The organism is Catenovulum maritimum, assembly GCF_001050375.1.
Lineage (GTDB): Bacteria > Pseudomonadota > Gammaproteobacteria > Enterobacterales > Alteromonadaceae > Catenovulum > Catenovulum maritimum.
On record NZ_KQ130493.1, the window covers coordinates 85,020 to 111,317 of the forward strand.

A 26,298-nucleotide genomic window follows, 5' to 3' on the forward strand; every position below is an offset into this window, starting at 1 on the left:
GAATGATAGTTAGGTTAGTAAAAGCTGTTATTTATAACTCATGTAATAAATGACAACTTCTTTATAAAAATGTTAAAACGAACCTTCTTAACTAGTCATATAAACTCATAATTAATCATTTTTCAACTTTTTTATCACGATTTTTTTTTATCTAATTGAATTTGTTGTATATTTTTTTTATGAATTTTAGCTTTAAAAAAAACTTAAAATTTGTTTTAAATTTTAGGTATCAATTTTTTAATTTGCCTACCTTATCTTTATTAGCTCAGATTAATCATTCCTACAGTCAGCAAGTTCAGCCTAAACCTGAATGAAGTGAAAACTGGAGGTTAACCCAATCTAAAAAGATAGAAATACAAGTAAGAGGCTATATTTAGTGGAGAAGAGTCTTCATCATCAAGATCAAATTTTTGACGTTATTGTAGTCGGCTCCGGTATTACGGGTGGATGGGCGGCTAAAGAGTTCTGCGAAAAAGGGTTCAAAACACTTGTAATTGAACGCGGACGGCATTTAGATCATCCGAGCAAAGAATATACGGATATGAAAGCGCCGTGGCAGTTAGAAAATCAAGGTTTAGCACCAGAAGCATATGATGAACAAGGCCGTTATCAAATGCTAAAGAAGAAAAAGCGCAGCCTGAAAACAGACTCTATCCAATTTTTTGTTGATGAAAATGAGCATCCTTATTCCTACCCTGAAGAGCGTCCATTTATGTGGACTAGAGGCTATCAACTTGGTGGACGCTCAATAACTTGGGGTCGACAAGTATTGCGTTGGGGACCAAAAGATTTTAAAGCGAATGAAAAAGATGGTCATGGTGTGCCTTGGCCAATCGGTTATGAAGATTTATCATCTTGGTATGATTATGTAGAAAGTTTTATTGGGGTTTCTGCTAATAAAGATGGCTTACCTGATTTACCTGATGGTGTGTTTCAAAAACCATGGGAAATGAGCTGTGCTGAGGTCTTTATTGCTGAAAATATGGCAAAAAATTTTACTGACAGAAGATTAATTATTGGTCGCTCTGCTAATTTAACTGAGCCAACTCAAGCTCAATTAATAAGCGGAAGAGCTAAGTGTCAGGCTAGGTCTTACTGCGCTAGAGGCTGCTCTTTTGGTGCCTATTTTAGTTCTTTATCTGCGACCTTGCCTGCAGCCAAAGTGACAGGTAATTTAACCATAGTGACTGATGCTATCGCCTCTAGTGTTGATTATGATGAAGTAAGTGGCAAAGCATCGGGTGTGACCATTATTGATGCAATTACTAAAGAACAGCGTAGCTATAAAGCTAGGGTCGTATTTCTTTGTGCTTCTGCGCTTGGCAGTGTGCAAATTTTATTAAATTCGACTTCAAAAACATTTCCAAACGGAATTGCAAACTCGAGTGGGGTAGTGGGACATTATATTATGGATCACTTCATTGGTGCGGTAGGCAAAGCTGAAGTACCTGGTCTTGAAGATAAATACAGTTATGGACGTCGACCTATTGGAACATACATACCCAATTATCGACATGAGCAACAAGCAGGCACCGACTTTATCCGTGGTTTTGGATTTCAAGCAAGCGCGACTCAAAGACCTAAATCAGGCGTGACAGCTAACTCTCAGGGGGTAGGTGCGGCAGTTAAAGCAAATGCGAACCAAGATAAACCTTGGCGATTCACTGCTGTAATGTATGGAGAAATGCTGCCATATTATGAAAATGTTGCTAGTTTACACCCAACTAAAAAAGATAAATGGGGTATGCCTCAACTGCATATTGATGCGGAATTTAAAGAAAATGAACGAAAAATGAGTGCGCAAGCGACGATTGATATTAAAGAGATACTTGAAGCCGGTGGTTGCCAGAATATAACTGTAAATCAAGCTTTAGGTAATAAGCACATGATGGTTGGTGCGAGAACGCATGAAATGGGCGGTGCGTGCATGGGTAAAGATCCTAAAACCTCGGTACTAAATAAATGGGCTCAAACTCATGATGTCGATAATTTATTTGTCACCGACGGTGCAGCTATGGCGTCTTGTGCAACACAAAATCCATCTCTTACCTATATGGCGATTACAGCTAGAGCAGCTGATTATGCGGCTAAATTAATGAAAGAAGGAAAATTATAATGGATAGACGTAAATTTTTAACAACTGCTAGTGTGAGTGCAACTAGTTTAGGACTTGCTGCTTGTAGTAGTGTTGACTCTATTGCTCCGATTGCTAATAAAAATGATGACATAATGCCATTAGCAGAAAGAAGGCAGTGGTTAAAACCTTTTGCCTGTAACATAGAACAATGGTTTAGGCCTATGCCATTTCTGGATCGTATTAATGAAGCTAAAAAAGTCGGATTTAGTGCAATCGAGATTTGGAACCCTTATCAAGAAAAACAGGGTAAAACGCCCGAATCTATTGCTCAAAGAGCAGCTGAACTCGGGATGACAATTACAAGCTATTCTCCGAGCGCCCCTAATCTTGCTGATCCAGCGAATGAAGACAAGGTGATGGAATGGTTAGATACGACGATAGCTTCAGGTAAAACTTTAAAAGTTTCTAATTTTAATTTAACAGGTCATAAATTAATTGAAGGCTTAACCGAAGCGCAAATGGTAAAAAACTACACTAAAGTGCTGAAAAGTATTGCGCCCAGATTAGAGGCAGAAAATATGGTTGCAACGGTTGAGCCATATAACCCGTTTAATCACAAAGGGCACTTTATTTACGGTAACGAACCCCTGTTATCGATATGTCGAGAAGTTGATTCACCGAGCATAAAAATCAATTGGGATTTTTTTCATATGCAGCGTACCAATGGTAACTTAATCACCCATTTAGAAAATGGATTTGATCAAGTCGCTTATATTCAGTTTGCTGATTCTCCTGATAGAAATCAACCAGGTACAGGTGAAGTTGCATATGGCAATGTGTTTACACGCTTAAGAGCTTTAGGCTATCAAGGTTATATAGGTGCAGAGTTCTTCCCGAAAGATAAAAACGCCTTAGTTGCTGCATCCACACTCGCTAAACTCGCTAAAAGTATTAACCTATCAGCCCCGAATAGTTAACCTAAACTCAGGCTAACAGTGTTGAATTTGCTAGGGTGTGTTGAACTTTTAAGTACGATTTTGCTCTTTGTTGCTCGATATTTACATAGAATAACTATGCTGTATATCGCGCGTCGCGATAGAAAAACGTTTAATTAGAACAAAATATGTACAGAAACGTCAAAACATCCTTGGAATAACCTGCTATTATTAGCAAATTCGCCTTGTTCTAAGAAACAATACTTCTCAACAAATAAAACCAAATCATTTGTTTAGGCTACATCTGTATTATCTGATATATCACCTGAATCTCATTTGTCAGCCTTTCTCCAGACAAGCTCAAAAAATAAACATTGAAACTAAGTCAGGGTTAACGCTATGATCTAGTGAAATTAAATTATTGTAGACATTTAACTGTTATAATGTTGTAAGGTTTATCGTTTAGAGCTAAATCAATATAAATAGCGATAATCAGCTGGAGATAAAAGCCATTTAGGCAAGGCAAGTTGGCACAGGCATAGTGGTTCTATGCCCAGCCTTTCAGGAACCTCACAGACAGCTCACTTCTGTGTTGTATCATTTTGAAAGGTGCCTACATTCCTGCAATGATACGCCTTGAATTGAACTGTCTGTGATGGCTCTGATACTCGCAATTTATATTGATTTAGCTCTATAACGAAAAGTCTGGCTGTCATATTTAAAATCAACAGATTCTTAAACTGACCCTAGGTAAATCTATAAATACAGATGAATAATATTGATAAAGGTACTTAACATGAAGTTTTCACGTGAAGTGTTAACCTGTAGTTTGTTGGCGCTTGCTTTAACAACTGCAGGTTGTGTCACTGCTTTTAAAAATGACTCTACTGGGTCACATAATCCAACAGCCAATTATCATAATAAAACAGGGGTCATTAAAGATTGGGAAAACCCAGCTATTATTGGTATTAATCGTTTGCCAACTAGGGCTAACCCTTACTCATATGATACAGCGACCGACGCTTTAACTTTAGATCGCGAAAATGCGTTAATGCACAGTTTAAATGGGCAATGGCAGTATCGTTACCAAGAAGACGATGAGAAGATTGATCAAACTTTTGTAAACCCAGATTTTGATACCTCTAGCTGGGCGACAATTCCGGTACCTTCTAACATAGAATTATTTGGTTTAGGTATTCCTTATTATACGAATACTCAATTGCCTTTTTACTCTAACCATAATTCATCATTGCCAGATACCTCACCCTTGATTACCCGTGCTAATCCGGTGACCTCTTATACCCGAGAATTCGAATTGCCGGCTAACTTTGCTGAAAAAGACGTAATTTTACATTTTGGTGGTGTTGATTCTGCTTTTTATGTTTGGGTAAACGGCACTAAAGTAGGTTATAGCCAAGGCAGCCGCTTACCTGCCGAATTTGATGTCACATCATTTGTTAAACCAGGTAAAAATAAAATTGCTTTACAAGTAATGCGTTGGAGTGACGGCAGTTATTTGGAAGGGCAAGATATGTGGAAAATTAGCGGTATTCACCGCGAAGTTTTATTACTAGCTCGACCTAAAGTGGCGATTCGTGATTATTTTGCTAAGCCAAAGTTAGCGGACGATTATCAAAGTGCTAAATTAGAAATTCGTCCATTTTTGACTGTATCAAACAATAAAGCGTTAAAAGATTGGCAGTTAAGTGCTGAGTTATTTGATGCAAACAAGCAAGTTGTCAGCAGCCAAACGATTGCCGCAGATCAAGTTATGGAGGCTTACCCACAGCGGGAAATTATCCAATTTGATTTATTAAGTTTAGCAGTACAACAACCTAAATTATGGTCAGCAGAAACCCCTAATTTATATACCCTAGTATTAACGCTAAAAGATGCGAACGGCAAAGTCATTGAAGCGAAAAGTAACCAAGTTGGTTTTCGCGATGTACGCATCGATAAAGCAACAGGCAAATTATTAGTGAACGGAAAAAGCATTAAAATTATGGGGGTAAACCGCCATGATCATCATGCTACTCGAGGTAAAGCTTTAACGCGTGCGGATATCTTGCATGACGTATTATTGATGAAAAAATTTAACCTTAATGCCGTCCGCACATCCCATTACCCGAATGACCCTTATTTGTTAGAACTTGCTGACCAATATGGTTTATATGTAATGGATGAAGCCAATGTGGAGAGCCATTTTTTTGGTGGTCAAATGTCTAATCAACCACAATGGTTAGCAGCTATTATGGACCGAATTGTACGTATGGTAGAGCGTGACAAAAACCACCCTTCAATTATTTCTTGGTCGTTAGGGAATGAGTCAGGCATGGGACCCGCTCATGCAGCGGCAGCTGGTTGGATCCATGATTATGATTCTAGCCGATTTGTACATTATGAAGGTGCGCAAGGCCAGCCTGAACATACTGATTTTATCCAACCGCCGCGTGGTTGGTATTGGGTGCCTGAAAAGTTAGATAATTTAGGTCGTTTAACGCCGATGGCAAACCCGACCGATCCTACTTATGTGGACGTCGTGAGCCGCATGTACCCAAGTGTTGAACATTTACGTGGTTTAGCTGACAGCCCTTATATAAAACGTCCTATTTTAATGTGTGAATATGACCATGCTATGGGCAACTCTCTTGGCAATATGGATGAGTTTTGGGACTTAATTTGGGCTCGAGACAATTTAATTGGTGGTTTTATTTGGGACTGGATGGATCAAGGTTTAGAGCATAAAACAGCTGATGGTGTTAAATTTTTAGCCTATGGCGGAGATTTTGGCGACGTACCAAATTCTGGTGCATTTAACCAAAATGGTATTGTCGATGCTTATGGCAATGCAACTCCAGAGCTTTGGCAGACTAAATATATTTTTCAACCGGTAAAAATAAGTGCTGTGAATATTGCAGCAGGCGAGATTAACTTACAAAGTCGATTATTCCATAGCAATTTAAATCAGTATGAACTGCGCTATCAAGTATTAGAAGATGGTGAGGCGATTCACCAAGGTCGTTTAGCCGCGCCGTCAATTGCACCGGGTGAAAACAAAACGGTATTTGTGCCATTAACTAAACGTGGATACTTACCGAATAAACAATATTGGCTCAATATTAGTTTGCACCTAAAGAGTGATAAACTCTGGGCTAAAGCCGGTTTTGAGGTTGCTAAAGAGCAATTTTTATTAAAAGATAAACAAATTCCGACTAGTGCTAAAAGTTTCAGTAACTTACCGACTGCTGGTTTAACTATTAATGATAATGCAGCTGAGTTTATTATTGAGAATCAACACGCGAAGTGGCGTATTAATAAAGAATCAGGTTTATTAGAGCAATTTGTTTATCAAAACAATCAAATCATGACTAAGCCACTGAGCTTAAATTTCTGGCGACCGCAAACTGACAATGACCGTGGTGGTTGGCGAACAGCCAGTAATGGCATGCAAGTTTGGCGCGATCTACCTAGTAAGTTTGAGATTAAGTCTTTAAAAGTGCTAAGTAAGACAGCAGATAAAATTGTTGTGCAGACTCTGCTAGGTTTTGAAGATAAAGTGAATGTAATTCAAACGTTAGAATTTTACGCTAATGCTGCGGTAAAAGTGGCTTATAAACTCGACATTGATACAGACATGCCAGAAATGTTACGTATTGGTAGCCAAATGGCAGTTGCCAAACAATACCAAGAGGTTAGTTTTCTGGGGCGTGGGCCATTTGAAAACTACAGTGACCGTAAATCTGGTGCAAAAGTAGGCTTATACCAAGCAACGGTTGATAGTTTACATACTAGCTATATGGTGCCTCAAGAAAACGCCAATCATACAGATGTAAGCTGGTGGCAGTTAACAAATACTCAAGGCAGTGGTTTAAAAGTTGTTGGCGAGCAGTCGCTAAGCATGTCTGTATGGGCATGGGATCAAGCACAGCTCGATAAAGCGTTACACACTTATGACTTGACAGAATCAATAGAAAACACTCTGAATATTGATTTAATGCAAGCCGGTGTAGGTGGTACAGATTCATGGACTAGCTTAGCTGCACCGCTTGATACGCATAGAGTTAAACCGGGCAAGTATCAATATGCTTATTGGTTAGTGCCAGTTAACGCCAAATAACATTATTTTTTAGAATGTGAAAGGGCAGGTTTAGTAATAAATCTGCCCTTTTTTGTATAAGTCTTAGCTTACACAGACATATTAGCAGTTTGGTGAATATGTTTACTTTTTACTTTATATGTTTTGACTTCCCACTTAGTGAGACTAAGTTTAGCTGAAAATATAAATTGAACAATAGGTTTAACTAATTGTAATTTATGCTATTAGTAGTATTTTCTAGATAATTTAAACTCTATTAAATGTAATTTATTGCTAAATAAGGTTAAAGTAAAAATGAAGTTTCTAATTATGCTATCACCATGTTTGGCGTACTGGTTTCATTATAGCCAAGAAGCTGAATTGCCGTTCGACATACCCTTTATGTCTCTTTTTAGTGGGGACGAAGATTATGAGAAAGAGAAAAATATCTATGTTAATGTTCCGTTTACTAAGATTAAGGACAGGGAAATTAAACGACTGAAAACAACTTTAGTTGCTTTAGTAATTCCGATTTTCTTGTGCGTACTTTCGTGGTTTAGTGACGAAAAAAATCAAGAAAACCTATTTCAATTTTTCTTATTTAGCTGTTCAGCGCCACTAGTGATTTTCGCTAAAGGAGTGTTTGAATATTATTATACTTGTAAGTACTTTAGAGCACAGTAAAATAGACTTTGAATGTTCTAATATAGTTTGTTTACTCGGCTAATATAGGGTTTAAGGGTTATCTATCAGCTGATAAATCCCATCTTAGCCAAAGTTCTTTTCTGTCGAATGGTGTGTCTTCTGCTAGTGTTGGATTACCTAAGTAAAATATTTTTCGATTTTTTAAATCGGCAAGGTCTAAATATTTTCGGTAATTTTGCTCAACCATTTGTTTTAGAATACCTTGCTCGACCATTTGCTCTAAGCCAAATTGAATCCTTTTATGTATTTGAGGCGCGTTTGGTGAGACAAATACATAAAATGCTGCTGGAATATAGAGGGCGAGTTTATCTTCTATCATTAAATTTTTAAGGCTAGCTTGGTAGTGGTCCATTTCTTCAAAAATTTCGTGTACACCTCTGGGCATGTATTCGCATCGGTTTCGATTTAGCATGGTAATTACTTCTTTATCCCACTTAACTTTAATCGATTTAAATTCTAACGCTTCCATAGCTTGAGTTGTCGACCAGAATCGTCCCAAACAGGCCCAGCTATTTTTTAATTGGTTAAGATCAGTTAAAGATTTAAACTTATCTTTATTTTTTTGGTTTATTAGCAGTAAACGGTAACTTAAAATTCCTCGACGTATAGGTATTTTTATCGCTAATGTTGATGACTCCCAATTTGGGCGGGTGACACTAATTGCGACATTGATTAAGTCACCTTTGACGACTTCATTGAGCAACCGAGCGGTCGGAATTTGTAGGTTTAGCCCAAGTAATTGATAACCCCCAAACGCTTGTTCTGATATTTTTAATGCGGTTTCTAAAACTTGATAATTGTAGATTTGTCGAGGGTCTTTATCTCCTCGATTGATATTAAATTTTACAAAGTCAGCGGCTGTTGAAATAGCAGGGATGCAGGCAAGGGCAGTAACTAGTACTAAACAATTTATCTGAAGCTTTACCATTTAAAACAGCCTGCATCCTTAGCAAAAATAAGTCTCTATCTAGTATAGTCAAATAAGTTAAATTCTGTCATTTGAGCATGTTCTGTTGGGTATTAATATTTGAGAATATATTCAGGTTTTACGTGTTTAATATTTTTCTCAAGTAAAGCGCCTAATTGCAAGCTATCGCCATAAATTGAATTGGCAAGGTATAAACTAGGTATTGCTTTTTTCTCGTATGCGGCTTGTAAATTACCGAGTTGTTGATATTGCCATTGCTTTTCACCTAAGACATAAGGTATTAAATATTCCACAGCTTTTTTGATGCTTTGTCCTTCCGAACCTTGGTAATTAGCGAGATCAATTCCTAAGCTTGAGGCTAAGTTCGTCAAGTTTAAGAATGCCATTAAATTCATGCTGGTATAATTTACTGATTTGGTTCTGGCTAATTCTAAAGGTTGAGAACCGTCAGGTTTTATTTGGCTGTCGATTCGTCTATTTTTGACACTTTCGACATATTCTTTCGCTTGTTCAATTTGTGCCAAATGTATCATTAAGCCGATAACTTGATAGTCGTACCAAGTTGCATGATTATTTTTGGTTGCTGCTTCTTCTTGACCAATTTTACTTGTCTGTAACCAATTTAGGTACTCGCTCAACCAGAGTTGAACTTGTAGGGTAAATTGATTTTCAGCAAGAAGAGATTGATTTATTAACTCGATACTTGTCACTAGATGTGAGATTTTTTCCCATTCTATAATGCCAAAAGGTCGTCCTGTGCTACTTCCTGGCACGCCTTGGGCGTAATTTAAATTAGGATTCATCTTGGTTTTTGGATCTATTAACCAAAGATTTACTAGCTGTTTAGCATGGTCTAAGTATTTGGTTTTACGAGTATATAAATAAGCTAGGTTAAGTAAGTTTAGATCTCGTAGGAAATTTTGCGCCCTTTGCTGATCTGTATGTTCGCCACGTGTTAATGGGTTAACTTCCCCATCTTTTCTGATCCAAGGTAATCCATCTGCCTTTGAAGGATCAGGCCACCAATATGGACCTATGCTCATGTAGTCGTGTAAATCACCACTTGGTCCTGGTTTAGGTTTATTTGTCACAGGGTTAAATTTGCGTACTAAGGCTTTATCAGCTTGGTTTAGTATTTCATTTAAAGCTTTTGTTTGTAATTTTGAACCTTGAACTATTTTTAGCTTGTTTCTTTTTATATTGTCTATAGAGATATAGGTTAATTTTAAATTTTCGAGTTGCGTAGGAGTGGGACTTTTTGTCATTACGCATCCTGTAATCAAATTAGCTACGACTAGCAATAAGCCGAGTAAAGGTAATTTAACCATTGATAAGTCCTATTTAAATAAACTAAATATGTAAGATTAATTATTACAGCTACTATACCTTGATATTTGTTTTATTGGTATTACCAGTTGTCCTTTTGACCTGTTTGTGTACTTATTATATTTTTGAGTTTCATTCTGGCAAGAAAGTCTATCTAGCTCTATTCTTAAAGGTGGTAAAGTTTGGTTAATATATTCACGCTTTAAGGTTTGATTATGGTGCTGCGAATCGCGATGCTTATTTATTTTTGTTTGTGCCAGTGGAGCGCTTTAGCAAATGTGACTCTAACCGCTAGGGCAGGTGTGAGTTACGAACGACAAGAATATATTAACAATGTATTAGTGGCGGCCCTTAATGCTAATCAACTTAATGGTAAAATAGTTTCAGTAACACCGATACCCACTCGGATTGGTTATAACGCGAGCACATTTTTGGTAGCAAAAAACGAAGTCGATGTGACTTATTTTCCAGCGGATAAAGAAGTAGAAAAGTCTTTAAGCGCGATTCGAATCCCATTGTATAAGGGCTTGATGGGCTATCGCACACTGCTAATCCGAAAAACTAGCCAAAAGGAATTTGCTCAACTTAGCTCATTGGATGAATTAAAAGCCTTATTAAAAGGCACTGGCACTCGGTGGAAATCTACGCAAGTATATGATTTTCATGAGTTTGACTATGTAACAGCAGATCGTATGTCTAGCCTTTATAAAATGTTGGACGTTGGTAAATTTGATTACACTTCAAGAGGTGTGATTGAAGCAGTCGCAGATTTAAAAGCGATTAAGAACAGATTCACTAGTCTCAAAATAGAGGATAACATTCTGCTTTATACTGAATTACCCATCTATTTTTTTGTTGCTCAAAATAAACCCGAACTTGCTGAAAAAATTTATTTAGGCTTACTAAAAATAATTGAGAACGGCCAATTTGACACTTTATTTTCTAAATTTTATGCCACTATTCCAGCTGAATTAAATTTGAAAAGCCGAAAGATCTATCACGTCGAAAACCCATTTTTAAGTAAAGAAACCTTAGAAAATGCGCAAACATTTTGGCAACAAAAAATTAAAAAACCAGCTTTTTAAAGTTACTATTTAAAGTTTAAACCTCCTCATCAAATCGATTTTTTTCAAGTGAAATACATTCATTAGTCAAAAACTGCTATGTAAACAAACCATAGTAATAAGTTAATTTTTTATGTATTTACCTCGTCAAATGATGCACAATTACTCATATTAAGTCATTTTTGTGTCAAATTAGAAAAATAATAGGAAAAAATAATGCGTAAATTAATCAAAGCTTGTTTAACCGCGACTCTGCTTTTTAGTGGTTTTGTCGGGGCGGCATCAAAGCCACAAAATTTATTAGATGAAAATTTAAGTCAATTTAAGAATATTTATACTTATGGTACTGCTCGTTATGAAAATGGTGAGTTAGTCCTTCAGTCTACTAAAAATTGGTTTTTCACCACGAAGAAAAAATATAAAGATTTTATTTTAACTGCAGAAATCAAAATGCCAGATGTTAAAGAATACTCTAACTCTGGGATTATGTTTCGCGGCAAGCCCAAAAAGAATAAGCATGGTTTTGAAGCTATGGGTTATCAAGCTGAAGTTGATCCAAGTAAACGTAAATGGAGTGGTGGACTATACGATCAAGGTAGACGCAAGTGGTTACATCCGCTACATGAAAAAAGATCTTTTCCTGATAGTGATTTTAAAAAGAATTTTCTGTTAGAATGGACAGGTGGTATGGCCAATTCTTATAAGCATTTAGAATGGAACCAGTATCGAATTGAGTGCCGAGGCAGTGAATTAAAGATATTTGTCAACGGAGTTTTAACGACTCATGTGATTGACGATAAAGAATCTGAAGGTTTTTTTGGCTTTCAGCACCACGGTAGCAAAAAATTAATTAAAACAGGTACATCAGATAACATTGTTCGTTTTAGAAACATCTATGTAACTGAACTATAAAATAAATTGGGTATTTAAATATGAGTCAAGTTATTAATATAGGCGTTGTTGGACTTGGTAATATCGCCAAACAACATATTGCTAATATTATTCAAGGTGAAGTTAAAGGCGCCAAGTTAACAGCGATCTGTTCTCGCAGTAATAATGGATTGGCTGAAGAATATAACGCAGAGCATTTTACGGACTATAAAGCGTTAATTGATTCACCTAATGTGGATGCCGTTATTATTGCAACACCAACTATGTCTCATTTTGAAATTGCTCAGTATGCATTAGAACAAAATGTACATGTTATGTTAGAGAAGCCAATTGGCTTGTCTTCATACGAAGGAGAGCTGTTACTTAAGTATGCCCAAGGTGAGACAAAATTTGCTTTGATGTTGAATCAGCGAACAGATCCAACTTATGTCAAAATTAAATCAATTGTAGATAGTGGCATTCTAGGCGCTATTCAAAGAACTCATTGGACTATGACCAATTGGTTCCGCCCTGAAATATATTTTCAAGTAAGCGACTGGCGTGCAACTTGGAAAGGTGAGGGCGGTGGTCTATTGGTTAACCAATGTATTCATAACCTAGATATTTTCCAATGGATTTGTGGTTTACCATGTCAAATCACCGCATTTAGTGAATTTGGCAAGTACCATAATATTGAAGTAGAAGACGAAGTAACAGCCTATTTGAGATATGACAATAAAGCGACAGGCGTATTTATTGGTTCTACAGGAGAAGCGCCTGGCGTAAATCGTTTTGATATTATTGGTGACAAAGGCAGCCTACATTTCGATTCTGGCACACTAACGCAAAAATTAAATGATCAAAGTACAGCCGAATTTTGTCACTCAACGGATGATATGTTTGGTATGCCTCAAGTGACTGAATCCAAGATTGAAATTACCGAAACCGTTAATCAACATGCTGTGATTATGAATAACTTTATTCAAGCTATCACTGTCAATGAGCCACTTATCGCATCAGCAAAAGATGGCTTAGCCTCGTTGGATATTGCGAATGCGATTTTATTATCAAGTTGGAATGATGAAAAAGTCAACTTGCCACTCGATCGGGCTCAATACCAAACTGCACTAGATGATAAAGTCGCGAATTCTAATTTACGGGTTAAATCTAATGTCGAAGCTAAAGTCGATATGAGTAAATCTTATCGCTAAATTTTAAGCTTTTTCCGGTCAGTTGTAGCTAGCTGGCTAAAACTTAATAAAATTAAAAGAGACATAGTTTTGGAAAATCAAACAATTGAAAATGGTAGAACACCAGCTCAACAGCAAGAAGTTGAAACCTTGCGCGCAATCGCAAAAAAGCCCGCGTTGCAGAGAGTGCCTACCTATTTAAAACTGAGTGGGCCGGGTTGGCTTCAAGGTGCAATGACTTTAGGTGGTGGTAGTGCGGTTACTTCATTAACCATAGGTGCTCTATTTGGCTATGAACTACTATGGGTTCAGCCTATATCTATGCTGATCGGTTGTATCATGTTGTATGTATTGTCTCACCAAACTTTGCATACCCAGAAAAAGCCGTTCGAGTCTATGAAAAAGCATGTTAACAAACCAATTGCATGGGGTTGGGCATTAGCTGCATTTGCTTCTAGTATTATTTGGGGATTTGCTCATTACCCCTTAAGTGCTGGCATGATGGAAGAAATTATTGTGGTGACAACCGGTTTCTCGGTTGATCCTGAAAATACATTTATCCGAGATTTATATTTGCTGGGGCTTGCTATTATTGCGTGGGCTGGTGTGGCATACACTGCATTAAAATATGGCGAGCATGAAGGTTCGGGTAACGCGGTTAAATTTTTCGAGACGGGTATTAAAGTACTGACTGGTCTAATTGTGATTGCTTTTGCCTGGGTTGTTATTAGCGCATCTATTAATGGCAAAGTTGATTGGGCTGCGGTAGCCGCTGGATATATCCCTTCTTCTTTCCCTGACACAGCGCAAGGGGTCACTGTGGTAATGGCTGCATTAGGTAGTGCGGTTGGTATCAATATGACCTTTATCTATGGCTATACTTTACTTCATAAAAAATGGACAGCGGATCATGCTGAGCTATCACGTTACGATATCGGCATTGGCTTAGTCGTACCTTATGTTGTTGTGACCAGTTTAATTTCAATTGCTGCTGCAGGTGCATTTTTTGGCTCAGATATGGGAATTGAAGGTAAATTAAGCCCAACTCAAGCAGGCACTATGTTTATGTCGGCAGGCTTAGATGAAGTGACGAGTCGTTTAATTTTTGCCTTTGGTATTTTGGGCATGGCAATAGGTTCACTGGTTATGCATATGCTTTGCTGTGGTTCAGCAGCAGCGGCCATGTTTAATTTTCCAGAAAACAGCACTAAATATAAAATTGCGTTATTAGCACCTACACCCGCTGTGCTTGGGGTTTTTGTTTGGAAAACTATGGGTCCATATGTCATTTTGCCAACCGCTGCCATCTGCGGCTTTTTATTACCAATTGCTTATATCGGTTGGGCTTTGTTAAACAATAAAAAAGACTATTTAGGTGATGCAATGCCTACGGGTACTAAGCGTCTTTTCATTAACCTTGCTATGGTACTTTGTATTATCACTGTACTTGCGAGCGTCACATATTCAACACTGGTTAAATTAGGTTATTTGTAATGCCAAACTCAGCACAAACTAATATGAAAGATGGTGCTAATTATGCGCCTGTTGGACAATCCGTTAAGGTGGTTGAACCTAACGAATTTTACTTTTCGGTCGCTTATTTAGATCATGGCCATATCAATGGCCAGACAAATGGCTTATTACAAGCTGGTGCTACGTTAAAGTACGTTTATGATACGGACGAACAACGGCTAGCTGCATTCTGCGAAAAGTACCCGCAAGCTATAGTCGCAGACAGCTTTGAGCAAATTTTACAAGATTCAGATACTCAGCTAGTTGCCAGTGCAGCAATCCCGTATTTAAGAGCGGAAATTGGGATTAAAGTGATGCAATCGGGTAAAGACTATTTTACCGATAAATCGCCATTTACTTCGCTTGAGCAACTTGAAAAAGTTAAGCAAGTCGTTGCCGAAACTAAACGTATTTATGCAGTTTATTATGCAGAACGCTTGCATAATGAAGCCGCGTGGCAAGCGGGTGAATTGATAAAGCAAGGCGCGATTGGCAAAGTGCTACAAGTAATCAACCTTGCACCACATAGGCTTGCAAAAGCGACTCGTCCTGATTGGTTCTTCGACAAAAATTGTTATGGCGGCATTTTAACTGACATTGGTTCACATCAAGTTGAACAGTTTTTAACTTATGCCTGTATTGAAGATGCCACTATTAACTTTGCCCGTGCCAGCAACATGAATAATCAAGATAAGCCAGGATTAGAAGATTTTGGTGAGATATCTATGACAGGCGATAACGGCGCTTCTTTTTATACTCGTGTTGACTGGTTTACTCCAGAAGGGCAAGCCACTTGGGGTGATGGTCGTACTTTCATTATTGGTACTGAAGGCAATATTGAATGTCGTAAATATAATGATGTTTCGCGCCAAGCGCCTGCGTCTAAATTGTTCTTAACTAATAATGAAAAAGAGCAAGAAATTGATTGCTTTGGTAAATCAGCTTTCCCTTATTTTGGCCAGTTAATCTTAGATGTTATTAACCGAACTGAAAATGCTATGACTCAGGCTCATACATTTAAAGCGGCTGAATTAAGCATGCAAGCTCAAGCACTAGCTGATTCCGCTAAATAGGTTCTATTAATCTTCGGAACAGATAAGATAAATAAGGCCATTCAATGAATGGCCTTATTCGTATTTATCGCGTGATACTGTCGTATTTTCTTTCATTTAATTTTTAGATTGCCTGCATACTTGGTCACCATAGTAATTATTGGCATAGTTACAAGACTTTGTTTTCGGCTTTTCTGTCTTTGCTTGAAATACTTTCGTAAAGTTTTTGATTATGTTTTTCATGGTTAAATACCTCTTTTTTAGTTCCACTTAATCATGGATGAAATAATTAATTCAGTAAATTTGATTAATTGGAATTATTGGTTCACTAAAATAGAAGTATTACTGCTAGCTTAATTTAATATCTTATTATTGGTTATAAAAAGCAGTTAACTCTTTATTGAATATATTTTTTAATAAGGTTATCTCGTCAGTCCTGACGTAATTGGGGCGAATGATTAGCGCGATACTTCTATGTGGACCGGGTTCGTTTAAGTGTACCGCTCTTAATTCAGACTCGTTATAGGTCAATTGATCCAGTGCCATTTGTGGGACTAAAGTTGTGCCTAGTTTGCCAGCAACCATTTGGATTAAGGTATGTAAACTGGATGACTCAAAGCTTGATTCTTGTTTTTTACTTTGCAAACTGCATGCATGTAACGCATGTTCCTTAAGACAATGGCCATCTTTTAACAGCATAAGTTTATCGATTTCCAATTCTTCGCTAGTAATTTCTTCCATTTGATTTGGGCATTCATCTTTGTGGCTAACCCAATAAAAATCTTCCTGCCAAAAATTAAAGCTCATTAAGCCTTCAATCGGATAAGGCAGTGCGAGCACTGCTGCATCTATTTCTCCCGTTCTGACTAGATCGACTAAAACATGCGACTGATCTTCGACAATTTTGAGCCTGAAATCAGGATAGGATTGTCTAACGCTAGGTAAAACTTTTGGCAACATATATGGCCCAATGGTAGGAATAATACCCAGTGTCATAGGTCTAGCAAATGGTGCTTTATTGAGCTGTGACATTTGTAGCAATTCGTCCATTTCTAATTTTATCTTTCTGGCTTTAGTTAAAATGATATCTCCATCGGATGTAATCAATACTTGTTTGTTATTCCTTTCAAATATTTGAAGACCGAGTTGCTTTTCAAGCTCATTAATTGCTGTACTTAATGCTGACTGCGAAACATTGCAAGCTTCAGCTGCTTTTTTGAAATGTAAATGTTTCTCTATTGCGAGTGCATATTTGAGTTGTTTTAAAGAAATCATTATCTAAGGCTCATGTTTAAATTTAATCAGATTATTGCAATTTTCATTAAGGGTAGTTCAATTAAATTGAATTATAAAATCAATTTAATCAATTTTATTAATTTATTGGTCGGGTTTACTATTTATCACATCGAAGCAAACAAGCTTTTGAAACTAAGTTAATTTAAATATAGAGGTAATTACCATGGCTCAAGTAGGCAAAACAATTCCAGAATTTAAAGCACAAGCATTCCACAATGGTGAATTCGTTGAAGTGACATCAGAAAGTGTTAAAGGTAAGTGGGGGATCTTCGTATTTTATCCTGCTGATTTCACCTTTGTTTGTCCAACTGAATTAGAAGATATGGCATCACATTATGCTGAATTGCAAGGATTAGGCGTTGAAGTTTACTCAGTATCAACCGACACACACTTTTCACATAAAGCTTGGCATGACTCTTCAGAAGCGATTGGCAAAATCAAATTTCCAATGCTAGGCGACCAAACTGGTGCTATTACACGAGGCTTCGATGTGATGATTGAAGAAGATCATATGGCTCACCGAGGTACATTTTTGGTTGACCCTGATGGCGTAATTCAAGTCGCTCATATTCATAACGGTGGCATAGGTCGAAGCGCTAAAGATATGGTTCGTAATGTCAAAGCTGCACAGTATGTTCGCGACAATGACGGCGAAGTTTGCCCTGCGGCATGGGAACAAGGCCAAGCGACTCTAACTCCTAGCTTGGATTTAGTTGGAAAAATTTAACAATTAGTCAAGTTGGCGCTGATACCCAGTGCCAACCCTTACTTGCCAAGTTAGCGTAATTCAACATTTTCATCATCTATCCTAATTTGGGTATAGATAAAGGTAATACTATGATAAGCAATGATATTTTAACCGCATTAAAATCTTATACTCAAAATATGGCGAACAATGTGACATTAGTTCTACAAACTGGTGAGCATGAAAAACGTCAAGAATTAAGCGATTTCTTGACTCAGATATCTTCAGTTTCTGACCAATTAAGTATAGAGGAAAGAGACGCAGGGTTAAGAAGTCCGATCACTTTTGCACTAGAGGTTGGTGGCCAACAAAATGGCGTGGTGTTTTCTGGCATTCCTAGTGGGCATGAGTTTAATTCCTTAATTTTAGCGATTCTACATTCTTCAGGCACCGAGATAAAACTTGATCCTGTATTGAAAGCTATGGTCGAGAATATTAAGGAAACTTTACACTTTGAAGTGTTTGTGTCGCTAAGTTGTCATAACTGTCCTGATGTTGTGCAGTCACTTAATCAATTTGCTTTAAGTAACCAGAATATACAAACCGAAATGATAGACGGTGGTTTATTTCAGGATTTAGTTGAGCAAAGAAATATTCAAGGCGTACCAAGCGTTTATTTAAATGGTGAGTTATTTGCAAACGGTAAAATAGATACAGCTCAATTAGTGGATAAACTAATTCAAAAATATCCTTATATAGTTGAAGCAACAAAAGCTGACAAATTACCCACCCAAGATGTGACAGTAATAGGCGGTGGACCAGCCGGTATCGCAGCTGCTATATACTCAGCCCGAAAAGGGTTAAAAGTGACCATGATAGCTGATCGTATCGGCGGCCAAGTAAAAGATACGGTTGGTATAGAAAATTTAATTTCAGTGCCTAAAACAACGGGTTCTGAACTAACCGGCAATATGCAAGCACACTTGAACGATTATGAGGTGACGATTAAAGAGTTTATTCGCGTTGATAAAATTGAAGAAGGCAAAATTAAGCAGCTTTATTTATCTAGTGGCGAAGTGATAGAAACTAAAACTGTTATTGTCGCGACTGGCGCTAAATGGCGTGAGCTAGGTGTTCCGGGCGAAAAAGAGAATATAGGTTCGGGCGTGGCATATTGTCCTCACTGCGATGGTCCTTTTTTTAAAGGCAAAGAAGTTGCTGTCGTCGGTGGTGGTAACTCAGGTATTGAGGCTGCGTTAGACTTAGCAGGCATGGTTAACCATGTCACTGTGTTTGAGTTTTTAGCAGAGTTAAAAGCGGATAAAGTGTTAGTTGATAAAGCCGAAGCTAATGACAAGATAACCATTATCAAAAATGCCGCAACCAAACAGGTTATAGCAGATAATGGTAAAGTGGTCGCGCTCGAATACCAAGATAGAGAATCTGGTGAAATTAAGCGCCAAGCATTGTCAGGGGTTTTTGTGCAGATTGGATTAGTCCCGAATAGCCAGTTTTTAGAAGGTGTTGTCGAGCGAACTCAACACGGTGAAGTTATCATAGACGAGAGGTGCCAAACGAATGTACCTGGTATTTTTGCTGCGGGTGATGTCTCCACTGTGCCTTATAAGCAAATTGTAATTGCTATGGGAGAAGGGGCTAAAGCTTCATTATCGGCATTTGATTACATCATCAGGGAAGCTGAATAATCTCAACTAAATCAAGTTATTGAGCTAATACAACTAATGGCGCTGAATTAAATTTAAGGTTAATTCAGCTTGTTGACGATTTTCTGTAGATTGGCTGAGATCGTTGACAATTTTACCCACTTCTAACTCGATAATTTGTTTACGATAATCTGATAACTCGATGTCGTGATCGTTAAGCTGCATAAACAGTAAATTAAGACCCTGATTTCTTTCATCAGCTTGGCTAGATGTTAGCATGGTGTCAATGTAACTTGTAATGTCCGCATTAGCTGGATGGTGCTTCATCAAGATTTTAACAGCCGAACTTTTGATTTTAATATCGTGGGTAAAACTGATTACGTGTTCGATATCGGGGAGCAATTTTTCAATCAAAATCGGATTGTTTATTGCCCCAAGATGGTTAAATACATGCTGTAAGACACTTGAATCATACTCCATCTGTAAAATAGAAGTTATTCTTTCGCTGACTTGTGCAGACATAGGGTTGCGCATTAAAAGAGACACAGCGCTTTTTCTATCTATAACTCTATCTGAGTTGAACAAGGCTTGACTGATTTGTTGTTTAACTTCTTCACTTGAATTATGGCTTGCCCTTAGTAAGAATTCACGTTGTTCTGAATGGGGTAAGCTTGTTATTTTATTGATTGCTAAGGCTAGCAAACTTGAGTCTTGGCTTAATAAACTTGCCGACTGCTCAACTGAAATTTCACTCAGAGCAAAAGCCTGTTGTTCAGTTAAATTTTCTTCTATTAGGTATCCGAGTACTGAATCGGCGTTAAGTAGCAGGGTATCATCCGAAAGATTTGGTATGTTTTGTATTGGCTTTTGGTACTGACTTAAATCTTGGTAATCAATAGAACTCATGTCAGTTTGAGTCAGCTCATGGCTAGATATATTCTCGGCGACTGTGGTTGTCGTTTGATTAGATCCAGAATCAGAAACTGGAATTAAGTTATAAAGCAGCGCCGCTATAAAGGCGGCACTGCTAATACAGATAATTAAAGTCAGCTTTTTCAAAATAGCGGGCTTATTGGAAATCTTTAACCCATTTATTTAATTTTGAATAGCTATGATTGCTGATACTAACTCCAGTTGTTGAACGGCCATCATGTTCTCTATAAGTCACACCATATGTCTCTGTTGCGCCTTCTCTTGAACCAGTAACGCCTTTAATCGTGTTATTACTTAAAGTATTCGTACCTTGAGTGCCGGCAAGTAAGATACCTTCGTAAACATTGCCATATGCGCCAATTGCTTTGGTCAATCCGTTTGTGATTGCGCCTAATTCTGTAATTTCGTTATTTTCAATAGTGGCGTTATTCACTCGATACATAGAGATCCCACGAATTGTTTTGCTAATTTTATTACCTCTAACAACAACATTGGTTGCAGTTCTACCTGTAAAAGTGTTTGGTACACCAATACCACCTAGTACGTTATTAATGGTATTGTTTAAAAATTTAAGATTATCAGCACCACGTTTAGAGGTTAACGCGTAACATGCTCGTTCAACATAGTTGTTAGAAAAAGTAAAATGATCGCCATACTGGCCATTATCACCACTTGCCGTTAAGTAAACTGCTGCGTCACGAATCCCATAAAAACTGTTGTTTTTAACCGTTACCTTGGTACCACCTGTCAGTAAGATACCACTGTCACCACCGGCTTCAAAACAGGTATCTGTATTGTTTTTTGTGCCTGTAACTGTAATGTTTTCGATAACCGCTTCGCCTAATTTATTCGTATTGTGGCTATTGATACCACCGCGAACTGAAAGTGCGTCTGCTGTGGATTGGGTGCCCGTTTTTCCTTCAGGGGTTTTGTATGGGTAAGGCACGACAGTGGATACTTTTGCATTTGCAATATTGAAATCTCCGCCTTTCCAATTGAAATCAGCTAAAGTGTTGCTACTGCCACATTCGTTAGATTTAGTGGCATGTGCATCAATACTAAACAAATCGCCATCTAGATTGGTCGTTGCGATAAATTTTGCACCGGTTGCATCTACGACTAAATCTTTCTTTAAATAAACTTTGATGTCATTGCTGATGTAATAAGTACCAGTGATTCTAATTGGTAAACCAGTGTTGGTTGCCTGTTGGAGTGCATCTTGCAATTTACTGGCATTGCCATTTGGATTTACTGGTGTACTGGAGCAATCTGCAGCGAATGTGTTTGCTGAAAATAATGCTAAACCTAAAATGCTAGTGCTAAGAAGGGAAGTTTGCTTTTTTATCATTCTGTAGAGCCTATTTTGGTTAACCCGTTAAGCGGGAATTTTTATAATCATGTTTGGTTCCATTAGTGCTTTTATCCATTTCGGTCGTTATATTTAAATATTTTTAATAAAAGATCAATCTTTTGTTGTCTTTTTGTTTCATTATTATTCATTTGTGATCTTTTATGTTCATTTTGGGGATCGGTGTTTTTGAACATGCGAGGCGAAGTTAATCTTATTTTTTATTGGGAGTATGAAGGCAAAGAGCCGGAGAAATAAAAGGGCTGGTATTTAATCTCAAATCTGGATAATAACTTGCTTTCTTGAGGGCCTTTTTGCTGGTAACTGCGTTGAATGTGTCAGTAATAGCCAGCTATTACGCACCTAAATTCGTCTTGTTTTAAGAAAAAAACGCTCAAGAAATTAAAGTTTAATAACATCAATAGCTTAATTGGCTTAGCTAATTTCTTATCCCAAGTTAAGGTTATTTAAGGTAAGAGTTGAAGGTACAGTGGCAGATAGCTTAGCTACCGCCACTGTCGTTATGGGTTAGAAATCTTCTTGAGTATAAGGAGATTGCCTGTCTTTAGTTTCTGCTCGGACCTTTTTAATTAGTTCTGGTGAAACATGGCTAGTTGAGTCAGCCGTATTGCCCCAGGCGTTTCTAATATAAGTCGAGATGGCAGCTAAATCCTCATCTGAGATACTCGGGTTGTTGGCTAAACCTGGCATAACCATGTTTGTTTGCCATACTCTAGCTCTTTTCTTGACTTTAATTGGACCAGATAAACCGTGAAGTAAGACTTTAGCAAGTTTTTCAGGTGCTTCAATAACCCATTGACTCCCCCAAAATGTCGGACCCATTCCGTCTATACCATCACCATCTTGACCATGACAACCAAAGCAAGCTGCTCTACCCATGTATAAGTTTTTACCAAGATCATAAAGGCTTTTACCTTGCTCGGATAATTGTTCACGATTAGTTGCTTCAGCAGGCTTTTTGCCTAAATTATTAATCATGTACATGAGTTTGGCATCTGAATGTTCGCCAAGCAAAGCAAACAGCTCAGGATATTTATTACCGGCGCCACTGATAAAAGCTTCCCGAATTGCGGGTGCTTTGATGTGTTTATTCAACACATTTATCGCAGCTTGCATCGCTTTTGGTGACTCGATAGCGCCAGACATTAATGCAACTTGTATGGCAACGTCATAATCAGCATCTGCTAGTTTTAATAAATAATCGGCAAATTTATCATGATCTTTTTTCGGCAGTCGTTCTGAAACTAAAATGGCTGCGACTTGGGCTTTTGGCTTCGCTTTGATCAACAAAGGTTCAATTATTTGCCAACTCACTTTATCTAAACCATGTAGTGTCCATAAAGCATTAATTTGTACAATTGGATCTTTTGAATCGGCAATGAGTTTAGTAATGCTGTTAGCGACTTCTTTACTATCTTTTTCAATAATTAAACGTCTGGCAGTATCACGCCACCAACCATTGCTATGAGCCAGATAAGGCACTAATTGTTTAGCGGTTAAGTCTGCTAGTTTAGGTTGTTTTCCGGCAGGCTTATCTTTCCATCTTAATCGGTAAATTCGCCCCATAGTATTATTGTGCTTGTCTAAGTCGCGAGACTTGATTTGCTCAGCTAAGTAAGTGGTTAAAAACTCTTTATGTTGAATGATGCCGTGGTACATATCAATAATATATAAAGTCCCATCTGGTGCTGTATATAAGTTTACTGGGCGGAATCTTTCGTCGGTTGAGGTTAATATTTCAGATTTAGGGTAAATTTCTTTGCCGCTGAGTTTACCATTTTTTTCTTTTATATATCTGGCGCTAATTAAATTACCGGCAGGCTCTGGCGTTAAAGCCATACCATAAAACTGTTCTGGGAAGTTATCGCCTCTGTATATCAAGCTGCCGCTCGCTGCTGTAAAAGCTTTGAGTTTACCTCTATTTGGACCTTCCGTTTCTAATAAACCATCCATATAGCCACGGTTAACCCCTGTGTTCATACGTGAAGAGTAAATAAAGAAATTACCAATAGGATGCGATTGCATTTTTGGCCAAAATTTTGGGTTTTTGAGCAAAGAACCTGGCATTAAATATTCGCCACGAGCGGGTGAACTATTACCATTTGAGTATAAACGGCCATAGTCGTCCATGGTTAAACCCCACTGACCTCTATAGTCTGTTTTTGCTCTAACTAATTTCCAGTATTTGTTGCGGTATATTTCTGCTGCACCCTGAGGAATGCTTGAATCTAGAGGAAGCGTTTGGTATTTTTTATCACTCTTAGCATTGTAGTACCAGTTATCCATGCCATACAGCATGGTATTGGTCTTGTGTTCTAAATTACCGCCTTTAGCATAGGTCGGATCAACCACAGCTCTAATCCCTGCTTTAAGTTGACCATTTTGCTCGATCACTTCAGCAAAATATAGTTGCTCTGAGTCAGCATAGAGTATGCCGCCTTTTACTAATGTAATGGTTCTTGGGAGTATAATGTCGTCTAAGAACACGGTTCGTTTATCTACTTTACCGTCGCCATCTGTATCTTCTAAAACGGCGATATTCCCTTCAGGTACATTTTCACCGTTTCCATACACATCTGGCATAAAACGTGTCATTTCACATACCCACATCCGACCATTAGCGTCAAAAACCATAGTGACAGGGCTGAATATGTTTGGCTCAGATACGACATTTTCAAGCGTAAAACCATCTTGAACTTGAAACGATTTTAATGCCTGTTCGACTGTTAAAATTGGTGCTGGCGGTACTTCGCTTTTTGGGATCACATCTTTCATTACGTGCCCAGGTCGATCACCTTTTAATTTTGGCTTGTTGGTTTCAGCCAATGTATGACTAGATAAAACTAAACTCGTCATCAGTAGGCTAGTTAGTTTTAATTTTTTGTAATTCATCTTATATCCAGTTTTACTCGCCAATACTTATTATGGGTTGATACTAAGTATTAGCGACGAATCAGTTTATTGCATTAAAGTTATAATTTTATAATTCAGTGATCTTGATATTTCTGAATTTTATGGCGTAAGTTGGATCAGTTTTAATTCGATTACCATGATGTTGAATACCTATGTATCCTTGGGCAAATTTAGTGTCTATAACGTGCGTCGTTAATACTCCATTTAACCAAATTTTTAATTCAGGTCCTTTCGCTTGTATGACGTATTTATTCCAGTCCATGCGTTTAAGTGCATTGGCTTTTTCATTTGTCCATTCTGGCGATAAATTTTGTTTGAAGTCTGAATCTGGCTTGGAGCGCTTAGGGTGTATAGGGTGTAACCATTGTCTTGGCGTACTTTGTTCGTATAAACCGCCGCTCCATTTTCTGTCTGTAGGGTCTACTTCAGCTTGGTAGCCATAAGCAAATTTTTTGTTATTTTCAGTCCCTATCTGGCCTCTAAAAATAATGCCAGAGTTCGGCTCTTCATTTTCTAATTTAGGCAGCATGACTTCTGCTTCTAAGATAAAGTCTTTGTATTGTTTTTTGGTTAAATAGAACCAATTATTTTTAGACACTAGGTGAATTTCGTCATTGACTAGTGTCGCATTGCCAAAGGTTGAAATATTTTGCCAATTACTCAAACTTGTACTTAGTATGGTTTTATCGGTTGAAGCACAAGACGATAGAATTAGAGCTGTCGATGCGATTAGCATTTTTGAAATGAATATTTTCATAGCAGTCTACTTTGTTACACATTGTTAAAATATTATTAATTATCGTTATTATCCAACCCTCAGTTAAATTGGTCAACCAATATATTATTTGGTAAACCTAATGCTTGGCTTGCATAAATTATTTAATTTGGTTAAAACACACCTTTATAACTATCAATCATGGGGTTTGATATATTTTGAGTCACGCTGAGCATCAAAAATGAACAAAAGGCCGTATCAATTAGTAGCAGAGCAACTTAAAAAATTTTTGTCAGATGAGCATTTCCAAATTGGTGATAGATTGCCACCAGAAAGAAGTATTGCTGAACAGTTAACCGTGAGTCGCTCAACAGTTAGAGACGCTATGATTATGCTAGAGATAGAAGGCTTAGTTGAAGTCAGAAAAGGCTCAGGCATATATGTATCCGCATTGTTGGATAACGAACCAAGGTCAGAGGTTAACCAAGTTGATAGCATGGGCACATTTGAAATGCTGCAGGCTAGGCAGCTAGTCGAAAGTCATATAGCTGAATTTGCCGCAAGTCAGATAACTAAAAATGATGTGGTTAGGCTGAGGTTGGCACTAGATAAAGAGAAACAGGCAATTTTAAAAGGCGAAGACAACGAGCTGGCAGATAAAGCATTTCATTTAGCCGTAGCCGAAGCAACACAAAACAGTGCTTTAGTGGATGTCTCCAATCAATTTTGGACACAAAGAGAAAATAGCCTGTCATGGCAAACCCTACATAAACGTCTAACAGATATAAGCTATAGAGAAAAATGGCTGAATGAGCATGAAGCCATTTTTGCCGCGCTAAAAAGTAAAAAACCTGATATAGCCAGACAAGCCATGTGGCAGCATTTAGAAAGCGTTAAACAAACCTTGTTGACCTTGTCAGATGTCGAAGACCCTTTATTTGATGGTTACTTGTTTGAGTCTTATAGTTTAGAAGGTTAATGCTTGTTAT

The 26,298-nt window shown here is 37.7% G+C and carries 18 protein-coding genes; 11 read left to right on the forward strand and 7 right to left on the reverse strand.

Annotated elements, in window-relative coordinates:
* Positions 1-376 precede the first annotated feature (376 nt).
* From XM47_RS12345 to XM47_RS12355, 3 genes are all read left to right on the forward strand, one after another.
* A complete protein-coding gene (locus tag XM47_RS12345; protein WP_245623468.1) occupies positions 377-2,116 on the forward strand; it encodes a GMC oxidoreductase in 1,740 nt (579 codons plus the stop codon).
* The gene (locus XM47_RS12350; protein WP_048692938.1) at positions 2,116-3,054 is read left to right on the forward strand and encodes a TIM barrel protein; all 939 of its coding nucleotides are present in this window, start codon (positions 2,116-2,118) and stop codon (positions 3,052-3,054) included. The genes XM47_RS12345 and XM47_RS12350 overlap by 1 nt, the downstream gene beginning before the upstream one ends.
* A gap of 754 nt (positions 3,055-3,808) precedes the next feature.
* Complete coding sequence (locus XM47_RS12355) at positions 3,809-7,129, forward strand: glycoside hydrolase family 2 TIM barrel-domain containing protein (protein WP_048692942.1); 3,321 nt, start codon at positions 3,809-3,811, stop codon at positions 7,127-7,129.
* Positions 7,130-7,829: 700 nt separating this feature from the next.
* Here XM47_RS12355 and XM47_RS12365 read toward each other — a convergent pair.
* Together XM47_RS12365 and XM47_RS12370 are read right to left on the reverse strand one after the other, a co-directional pair.
* A complete protein-coding gene (locus XM47_RS12365; RefSeq protein ID WP_048692946.1) occupies positions 7,830-8,720 on the reverse strand; it encodes a hypothetical protein in 891 nt (296 codons plus the stop codon).
* 92 nt (positions 8,721-8,812) lie between these two features.
* Complete coding sequence (locus XM47_RS12370; protein ID WP_172656530.1) at positions 8,813-9,985, reverse strand: alginate lyase family protein; 1,173 nt, start codon at positions 9,983-9,985, stop codon at positions 8,813-8,815.
* A 276-nt stretch (positions 9,986-10,261) separates the two neighbouring features.
* Here XM47_RS12370 and XM47_RS12375 point away from each other — a divergent pair, with 276 nt between their 5' ends.
* The 5 genes from XM47_RS12375 to XM47_RS12395 all read left to right on the forward strand — a co-directional run bounded on the left by XM47_RS12375 (position 10,262) and on the right by XM47_RS12395 (position 15,755).
* Positions 10,262-11,131, forward strand: coding sequence for a type 2 periplasmic-binding domain-containing protein (locus XM47_RS12375; RefSeq protein WP_048692950.1), 870 nt, complete (start codon positions 10,262-10,264; stop codon positions 11,129-11,131).
* 195 nt (positions 11,132-11,326) lie between these two features.
* Positions 11,327-12,022, forward strand: a complete 696-nt coding sequence (locus XM47_RS12380; protein ID WP_048692952.1) for a 3-keto-disaccharide hydrolase — start codon at positions 11,327-11,329, stop codon at positions 12,020-12,022.
* 20 nt (positions 12,023-12,042) lie between these two features.
* Entirely contained in the window at positions 12,043-13,191 is a 1,149-nt protein-coding gene (locus XM47_RS12385) for a Gfo/Idh/MocA family protein (protein WP_048692955.1), read from the forward strand.
* 69 nt (positions 13,192-13,260) lie between these two features.
* Positions 13,261-14,664 carry a divalent metal cation transporter gene (locus XM47_RS12390; RefSeq protein ID WP_245623469.1) on the forward strand — a complete coding sequence of 468 codons (1,404 nt, stop codon included), beginning with the start codon at positions 13,261-13,263 and terminating at the stop codon, positions 14,662-14,664.
* A complete protein-coding gene (locus XM47_RS12395; protein WP_078061899.1) occupies positions 14,664-15,755 on the forward strand; it encodes a Gfo/Idh/MocA family protein in 1,092 nt (363 codons plus the stop codon). Before XM47_RS12390 ends, XM47_RS12395 begins: the two co-directional genes overlap by 1 nt.
* 348 nt (positions 15,756-16,103) lie before the next feature.
* Here the strand turns inward: XM47_RS12395 and XM47_RS12400 are convergent, their stop codons facing one another.
* Positions 16,104-17,009: a hydrogen peroxide-inducible genes activator gene (locus tag XM47_RS12400; RefSeq protein WP_048692958.1), complete on the reverse strand. Its 906-nt coding sequence runs from the start codon at positions 17,007-17,009 to the stop codon at positions 16,104-16,106.
* A 184-nt stretch (positions 17,010-17,193) separates the two neighbouring features.
* Here XM47_RS12400 and ahpC point away from each other — a divergent pair, with 184 nt between their 5' ends.
* Positions 17,194-17,757, forward strand: coding sequence for an alkyl hydroperoxide reductase subunit C (gene ahpC / locus XM47_RS12405; protein ID WP_048692960.1), 564 nt, complete (start codon positions 17,194-17,196; stop codon positions 17,755-17,757).
* Between the two features lie 110 nt (positions 17,758-17,867).
* Entirely contained in the window at positions 17,868-19,421 is a 1,554-nt protein-coding gene (gene ahpF, locus XM47_RS12410) for an alkyl hydroperoxide reductase subunit F (RefSeq protein ID WP_048692963.1), read from the forward strand.
* A 33-nt stretch (positions 19,422-19,454) separates the two neighbouring features.
* On the opposite strand, the gene XM47_RS12415 is transcribed toward ahpF, so the two are convergent.
* The 4 genes from XM47_RS12415 to XM47_RS12430 all read right to left on the reverse strand — a co-directional run bounded on the left by XM47_RS12415 (position 19,455) and on the right by XM47_RS12430 (position 25,351).
* Positions 19,455-20,438: a hypothetical protein gene (locus XM47_RS12415; protein WP_048692965.1), complete on the reverse strand. Its 984-nt coding sequence runs from the start codon at positions 20,436-20,438 to the stop codon at positions 19,455-19,457.
* 10 nt (positions 20,439-20,448) lie between these two features.
* Positions 20,449-21,660 carry a right-handed parallel beta-helix repeat-containing protein gene (locus XM47_RS12420; protein ID WP_048692968.1) on the reverse strand — a complete coding sequence of 404 codons (1,212 nt, stop codon included), beginning with the start codon at positions 21,658-21,660 and terminating at the stop codon, positions 20,449-20,451.
* 528 nt (positions 21,661-22,188) lie between these two features.
* On the reverse strand, positions 22,189-24,573 hold the full coding sequence (locus XM47_RS12425; RefSeq protein WP_053084562.1) for a PVC-type heme-binding CxxCH protein: 2,385 nt from the start codon (positions 24,571-24,573) through the stop codon (positions 22,189-22,191).
* A gap of 88 nt (positions 24,574-24,661) precedes the next feature.
* Positions 24,662-25,351: a 3-keto-disaccharide hydrolase gene (locus tag XM47_RS12430; RefSeq protein ID WP_048692970.1), complete on the reverse strand. Its 690-nt coding sequence runs from the start codon at positions 25,349-25,351 to the stop codon at positions 24,662-24,664.
* Positions 25,352-25,550: 199 nt separating this feature from the next.
* Here XM47_RS12430 and XM47_RS12435 point away from each other — a divergent pair, with 199 nt between their 5' ends.
* Positions 25,551-26,288, forward strand: coding sequence for an FCD domain-containing protein (locus XM47_RS12435; protein ID WP_048692973.1), 738 nt, complete (start codon positions 25,551-25,553; stop codon positions 26,286-26,288).
* The last annotated feature ends 10 nt before the right edge of the window (positions 26,289-26,298 follow it).

Excerpts from the sequence above, each read along its gene's own strand:
- ahpF (WP_048692963.1), top strand. The coding sequence starts at position 17,868 with ATGATAAGCAATGATATTTTAACCGCATTAAAATCTTATACTCAAAAT.
- ahpC (WP_048692960.1), top strand. The coding sequence starts at position 17,194 with ATGGCTCAAGTAGGCAAAACAATTCCAGAATTTAAAGCACAAGCATTC.
- XM47_RS12395 (WP_078061899.1), top strand. The coding sequence starts at position 14,664 with ATGCCAAACTCAGCACAAACTAATATGAAAGATGGTGCTAATTATGCG.
- XM47_RS12370 (WP_172656530.1), bottom strand. The coding sequence starts at position 9,985 with ATGACAAAAAGTCCCACTCCTACGCAACTCGAAAATTTAAAATTAACC.
- XM47_RS12435 (WP_048692973.1), top strand. The coding sequence starts at position 25,551 with ATGAACAAAAGGCCGTATCAATTAGTAGCAGAGCAACTTAAAAAATTT.
- XM47_RS12380 (WP_048692952.1), top strand. The coding sequence starts at position 11,327 with ATGCGTAAATTAATCAAAGCTTGTTTAACCGCGACTCTGCTTTTTAGT.
- XM47_RS12385 (WP_048692955.1), top strand. The coding sequence starts at position 12,043 with ATGAGTCAAGTTATTAATATAGGCGTTGTTGGACTTGGTAATATCGCC.
- XM47_RS12430 (WP_048692970.1), bottom strand. The coding sequence starts at position 25,351 with ATGAAAATATTCATTTCAAAAATGCTAATCGCATCGACAGCTCTAATT.
- XM47_RS12355 (WP_048692942.1), top strand. The coding sequence starts at position 3,809 with ATGAAGTTTTCACGTGAAGTGTTAACCTGTAGTTTGTTGGCGCTTGCT.
- XM47_RS12375 (WP_048692950.1), top strand. The coding sequence starts at position 10,262 with ATGGTGCTGCGAATCGCGATGCTTATTTATTTTTGTTTGTGCCAGTGG.
- XM47_RS12365 (WP_048692946.1), bottom strand. The coding sequence starts at position 8,720 with ATGGTAAAGCTTCAGATAAATTGTTTAGTACTAGTTACTGCCCTTGCC.
- XM47_RS12420 (WP_048692968.1), bottom strand. The coding sequence starts at position 21,660 with ATGATAAAAAAGCAAACTTCCCTTCTTAGCACTAGCATTTTAGGTTTA.
- XM47_RS12350 (WP_048692938.1), top strand. The coding sequence starts at position 2,116 with ATGGATAGACGTAAATTTTTAACAACTGCTAGTGTGAGTGCAACTAGT.
- XM47_RS12425 (WP_053084562.1), bottom strand. The coding sequence starts at position 24,573 with ATGAATTACAAAAAATTAAAACTAACTAGCCTACTGATGACGAGTTTA.
- XM47_RS12400 (WP_048692958.1), bottom strand. The coding sequence starts at position 17,009 with ATGATTTCTTTAAAACAACTCAAATATGCACTCGCAATAGAGAAACAT.